7 protein-coding genes are annotated in these 4738 nt (G+C 39.8%); 4 read left to right on the top strand and 3 right to left on the bottom strand.

All coding sequences use genetic code 11. The features are described from left to right. Window positions 1-150, top strand: a 150-nt coding sequence (locus HPY74_19870; GenBank protein ID NSW92866.1) for a hypothetical protein, incomplete at its 5' end; no start/stop codon positions are given. Here HPY74_19870 and HPY74_19865 read toward each other — a convergent pair. From HPY74_19865 to HPY74_19855, 3 genes are read right to left on the bottom strand one after another with little or no spacing between them, the layout of a single operon-like run. After that, complete coding sequence (locus HPY74_19865) at window positions 141-1694, bottom strand: recombinase family protein (GenBank protein NSW92865.1); 1554 nt, start codon at window positions 1692-1694, stop codon at window positions 141-143. The genes HPY74_19870 and HPY74_19865 overlap by 10 nt on opposite strands. 43 nt (window positions 1695-1737) lie before the next feature. Then, entirely contained in the window at window positions 1738-2691 is a 954-nt protein-coding gene (locus tag HPY74_19860; GenBank protein NSW92864.1) for a DUF4352 domain-containing protein, read from the bottom strand. A gap of 12 nt (window positions 2692-2703) precedes the next feature. Next, window positions 2704-3507 carry a hypothetical protein gene (locus HPY74_19855; GenBank protein ID NSW92863.1) on the bottom strand — a complete coding sequence of 268 codons (804 nt, stop codon included), beginning with the start codon at window positions 3505-3507 and terminating at the stop codon, window positions 2704-2706. Between the two features lie 305 nt (window positions 3508-3812). On the opposite strand from HPY74_19855, the gene HPY74_19850 reads away from it, so the two are divergent. The 3 genes from HPY74_19850 to HPY74_19840 all read left to right on the top strand — a co-directional run. Continuing rightward, window positions 3813-4034: an XRE family transcriptional regulator gene (locus tag HPY74_19850; protein NSW92862.1), complete on the top strand. Its 222-nt coding sequence runs from the start codon at window positions 3813-3815 to the stop codon at window positions 4032-4034. 53 nt (window positions 4035-4087) lie between these two features. Further along, on the top strand, window positions 4088-4249 hold the full coding sequence (locus HPY74_19845) for a cell division protein FtsZ (protein NSW92861.1): 162 nt from the start codon (window positions 4088-4090) through the stop codon (window positions 4247-4249). Window positions 4250-4467: 218 nt separating this feature from the next. Then, on the top strand, window positions 4468-4738 hold a 271-nt coding region (locus tag HPY74_19840; GenBank protein NSW92860.1), incomplete at its 3' end, for a helix-turn-helix transcriptional regulator.

Here is a 4738-nt window from a genome sequence, read left to right as displayed (position 1 = left end):
ATACTGGATGGCGAAATACAAGACGAGCAGTATTTTGTTATGATTCGTGAACTGGACAAGGACGATAATCCACATGATAAAACAAAATGGATAAAGGCTAACCCTATACTGCAGGATGATAACGAATTACCCCTACCGGGTTATCGGTAGGGGTTCTCCTTCGGCAGACGGGGGTACAGGAATATTGTGAACTCATCGTTGCGCTCATCCTTACGCTTTACATACTCCACTTTTTCAAGGACAGATTTAAGCAATTTGTTCTTTTTTTCAGCACTGCTGGTTTTGTAATATAGGTCTAGCACTCGCTCAACATAAGGTATTATTTCCTTTCTGGCTGAAATCTTCCGGTTCTCATTTTCTATCTCAACTTTAGCATTTTTTATTGCCTTTTCCGTATCATCTATCCTTTGAGCAATATTTTGTGACCGTTCTAAATAAGTATCGACATCATATATGCCGCGTTCCAGTAGGTCATGAAGTCTATCCTTCTGTTTGCTCAGTTCCTGTAACTCGTTTTCTAGATTTGAAAGTGCTTTTCTGTAGGCCTCCAAAGAAGGATTGTTTCTTTTATTTTCATTCTTGTTTGGTTTACGCTCTTCCCATTGGGCTTTATAATCCTCCAGCCACGAGTTCAGACTTTCTATGATGCGTTGTTCAACATATTTGAATTTGGAGCTCTTATTTCCACAATTAGCGTAGCACATCACATGCGGTTCACTTTTTAGATATGTCCTATATACCATATTCCCGCCGCAAACTTTGCATTTAAGGATACCTGCAAGCGGATTGGTAACCCGGGTATTATACGGCACATGATATTTCCCTTTCAATATATCCTGCGCTTTACGGAATAATGCTTCAGAGATTAAAGCCTCATGTTTCCCGTTAGCTACGATCCATTCGTTCCTAGGAAGCCGCTCAACTTCTTTGTTCTGATCTTCTTTGCTGGATTTAATGCTTTTGGTTTTTTTCCAGGTAACCTTACCGGTGTATACCTCATTTTTAATTATGTTTATCACTGAATGACCGAGCCACTTTCTGCCGGTCTGGGTTTTATAGCCAAGTTCGTTTAATTTGTTTGCTATCTTATTGCCCCCCATGCTCTGGTTGACATACAAATCAAATATCATTTTTACCACCAGTGCCTGCTCCGGATGCGGGACCAGTGTCCTGCAATTGGCATCCTCATAAATCTCATAGCCGTATGGTGGATTGGGACTGATATAGTTGCCATCTTCAATGGAGCGAATTCTGCCCCTCTGAAGCCTGCGGTTTATGATTTTCAGCTCTTTTCTAGCCATGAAGGCTTCAAATTCGCTGTATTCTTCATCGAATTCATCATGCAAGTCATAGGTCTTTCTTGGGGTTATTATCTTTGTGTTTGACTTCTTGAATGTCTCCAGAATAAGCCCCTGCTCTTGCATATTGCCACGGCCAAGTCTATCCAGGTCCATGCATAGGACGGCATCATATACACCGTTTTCGACCTCTTTCAGGAGCTCCAGCATCTCCGGTCGATGAATGATGCTCTCTCCGGATACTATTTCCTTCCGTATGCGGACTATATTCAAATTCATTTCTTTTGCAACCTTTAACAAAATTTTTTTATGTTTTGATAAAGTTTCACCCTCCCCGCGTTTCTCTGCTTCTTCGTCTGCTCTGGATTTTCTTAAGTACATTACTACCTTGTCCATTCTTTGCCCTCCCTAGAGTACAAAAATAAAGCAGCCAGAGCTGCTATTCCATCACTATAATTTTTTTATCCACCTTATCAAACAGACCGTTATAATGCAACGTGTATTCGTCTTCCACTGGCACACAAAATATGAGCCAGCCATCACTGCTTCCGCCAGCCGACAGGTCTATAGCATCAAAATAGTTGTTCATCGAATAAGTTGTCTCAGTATGCGGATTATAAGTACTGCCATCTGGCGTGGATATTGTTACAAATGTAGGATTGACATGAACAGTATCATTTCCATAATTCTTGGCCGACAGACCTACATGCAGGAATATATATCCTTTATTTGCTGTGTAGGTAGTAAAGCCAGTATTAAATCTGGTTGTTTTCTTAGTGATGCAGGCGATACCTATATCACCAGTACCCCTTTCATATGTCTGCATGGTTTCTATGGCGCGCTGTCTTTTTGCAGCAACTTCGGCTTTCTCGGCTTCTTCCTCATATTTGGCAAGTAGCTTTTCAATATTTTCATCAGGTTTAATAGCTAATGCGTCCCTAGCCCATTTTGCAGCTGCATCAAACATTTTCTTTTCTGCGTCCGTCTTCGCATAATTTACTAATTGTCTAAAAGCTGCGTCGGCTATTTCATTCATCTTTGCCTGGGCGGATGCATAGTTTTTTACATCATCTTTGATGACTTTCATAAACGCATTGTATGCACTAACATAATCACCGTTCTCCAAAAATTTCACAGCTTGGTTATACGTTTCATCAGATTTTTTAATGCTTATTAGATTTCGAACTTCATCTATTTTTTGGTTCAGTTCCTTATTGGCCTTATATGTCTCTTTGAGTTTCTCAAGCGCTGTCAAAGCCTCATCATACTTGCCATCATCCACAAGTTTCTGTACTTCTTCAACCGCTGTTTCATATCCACTGCAGGCAGTAATCAATACGGTCAATACGATAATCATGATGGCGACTAAAATCTTTTGCGAAATGGTTGACATATCAAACCCTCCTCAAAATTTTATCTTCGCATGGATTACTTTGCCTAAAATCCTTATTTCATTAGTTTCTATCTGTTTTTTAGAAAAAACTATTGGCTTATACTCAATATTATATGAATCGGGCTGTAAAATAAGCATGTCATTTGCCTTAATAACTCTTTTTAGCGTTGCTTCTTCACTATTTACCATAACAACCGCTATCTCTCCACTATTGACATCACTCTGTCGGCGCACAAGAACCAAATCTCCTTCTTGGATTCTGCTCCGGTTCATAGAATCGCCTTTCACTTTAAGATAAAAATATTCTCCTCCGTTTAATTCATCTTTTTCAGCGTATTCGTACCCAATAATATTTTGTTCAGCCAATATAGGTTCTCCCGCTCGTATTACACCTAAAACAGGAATTCGTATGAGCCTTTCTGGTTGATAATGAACGGTGCTGACTTCTTTAACCATCTGAGTACAATTGTTACCATCAAGCTTTAGACTCGAATCCCATGATTCTATTGCTTCTATTATTCCATCTTTACCATATCTTATGACCTTTTTTTCGCTAGGAGTTTCAATAATTTCAATGTTTTTTGTATCAAAATGTCCTGCTGCTACCATTAATTCATGATAAGTAATTCTATTATACGCTTTTTCAGTTAACTTTCGGATAGTGTCGGGGTTAGGTGGAGTATCAATCATTTCCCTTAATAGTCTAGAAATATGTGCAGCACTTATACCACTATGCAACGCATACTGATTAATCGAACGATCACCTTTAGCTTTTTCTAAAAGCTCAGCGAATTTCTTTTTATCAAACTTGTCCATAAAAACACCTCTTGTAAAAGATTTTAGTTTAATTATTAACTACAATCAATAAATTTAAAACAATATTAATAGGATTTCAAAAAAAGTATTGACTGCATGTAATGATAGTGATAGTATTAACTATAGTAAATATTACATACAGTCAATGGGTGGCGGTCCGGGAATGCGAGAAAGCCGCCCCGACGAACGCCAGCGGCAGCGGGCATGAGGGCTAGTCCCTTGTGTCCGTTTTTTATATCTATAGACTTTCAATCATCATGGAGGTGAAACTATTGGATATTATAAAAAGTAAGGTATTAGAACTAATGGAGGAGTACTGTAATGGCAATTATAATGCGTTTGCAAGGGAACTTAATTTGAATGTAGCACATGTACACAGGACTCTTACAAAAGAAAACAGTAAAGCTGGCGCTAAATTTTTAGGAGCGCTTATGGTTTTTTGTGAGAAAAATAATCTTAACTATAAAGATTATATTTTTTTCCCCGAAGCGTTGACTGCATGTAACACTAAAGATAAATCAGCTTAGATGTATGGGACAAAATCCGGCACTCATACATTTTATTAAGGGGGTAGAGGGGCATGCAATACGCTGAGACATATAAATCCGGTAACACAACAGTTCATATAATAGCGCCAGTTCCCAAGTCCCTGGAAGAGATAGACCGCATCATTAATGAGTTTCACCAAGCTGGATGGGAGATTTGGGAAGAGATCCTGGAGCGGGAAAAAGAAACAGCCTGATGAAGGGCGAATGCGCCCTTTTAAATGCACAACCAGAAGGACAAGCCTAAAGGGACCTCGTTTAAATATGTGTCGCTAAATAAAATTGTCAAGGTTCATATGCCCAATATGAAAAAGAACAAAGGGGCCACCCGGCTACGACGGCCCGGCATATATAAGGGGTGAGGCGTTTACTGTCCAGGTTAGTTTTATTATAAAGGCGAAAGGAGGGAAAAACCATGCAGAGAACGTGCGGAAACATATATCAGACTGCCAGAAAAGTTGCAGGCCTGACGCAGGAACAGGCAGCAGAACGTTTAAACGTGAGCGTCCGGTCCCTAGCAGACTATGAAATAGGGAAAACGGTACCCAAGGATGACATAGTATGCGCAATGATGAGATCCTACGGAACAAGGTGGTTGGGATATCAGCACCTTCACCAAGGAAATATACGAGATGGCCGGAGCTGCTCTGGCGGTAATATTTTCAGGTTAGGGGGGTACGGTTGGA

This window comes from Bacillota bacterium (assembly GCA_013314855.1).
GTDB lineage: Bacteria > Bacillota > Clostridia > Acetivibrionales > DUMC01 > Ch48.
This window is presented reverse-complemented; position numbering and strand designations above follow the sequence as displayed.

What these genes read in the sequence shown, in the direction of transcription:
- HPY74_19855 (NSW92863.1), bottom strand. Translation starts at nt 3,507, where the DNA reads ATGGACAAGTTTGATAAAAAGAAATTCGCTGAGCTTTTAGAAAAAGCT.
- HPY74_19860 (NSW92864.1), bottom strand. Translation starts at nt 2,691, where the DNA reads ATGTCAACCATTTCGCAAAAGATTTTAGTCGCCATCATGATTATCGTA.
- HPY74_19865 (NSW92865.1), bottom strand. Translation starts at nt 1,694, where the DNA reads ATGGACAAGGTAGTAATGTACTTAAGAAAATCCAGAGCAGACGAAGAA.
- HPY74_19845 (NSW92861.1), top strand. Translation starts at nt 4,088, where the DNA reads ATGCAATACGCTGAGACATATAAATCCGGTAACACAACAGTTCATATA.
- HPY74_19850 (NSW92862.1), top strand. Translation starts at nt 3,813, where the DNA reads ATGGAGGAGTACTGTAATGGCAATTATAATGCGTTTGCAAGGGAACTT.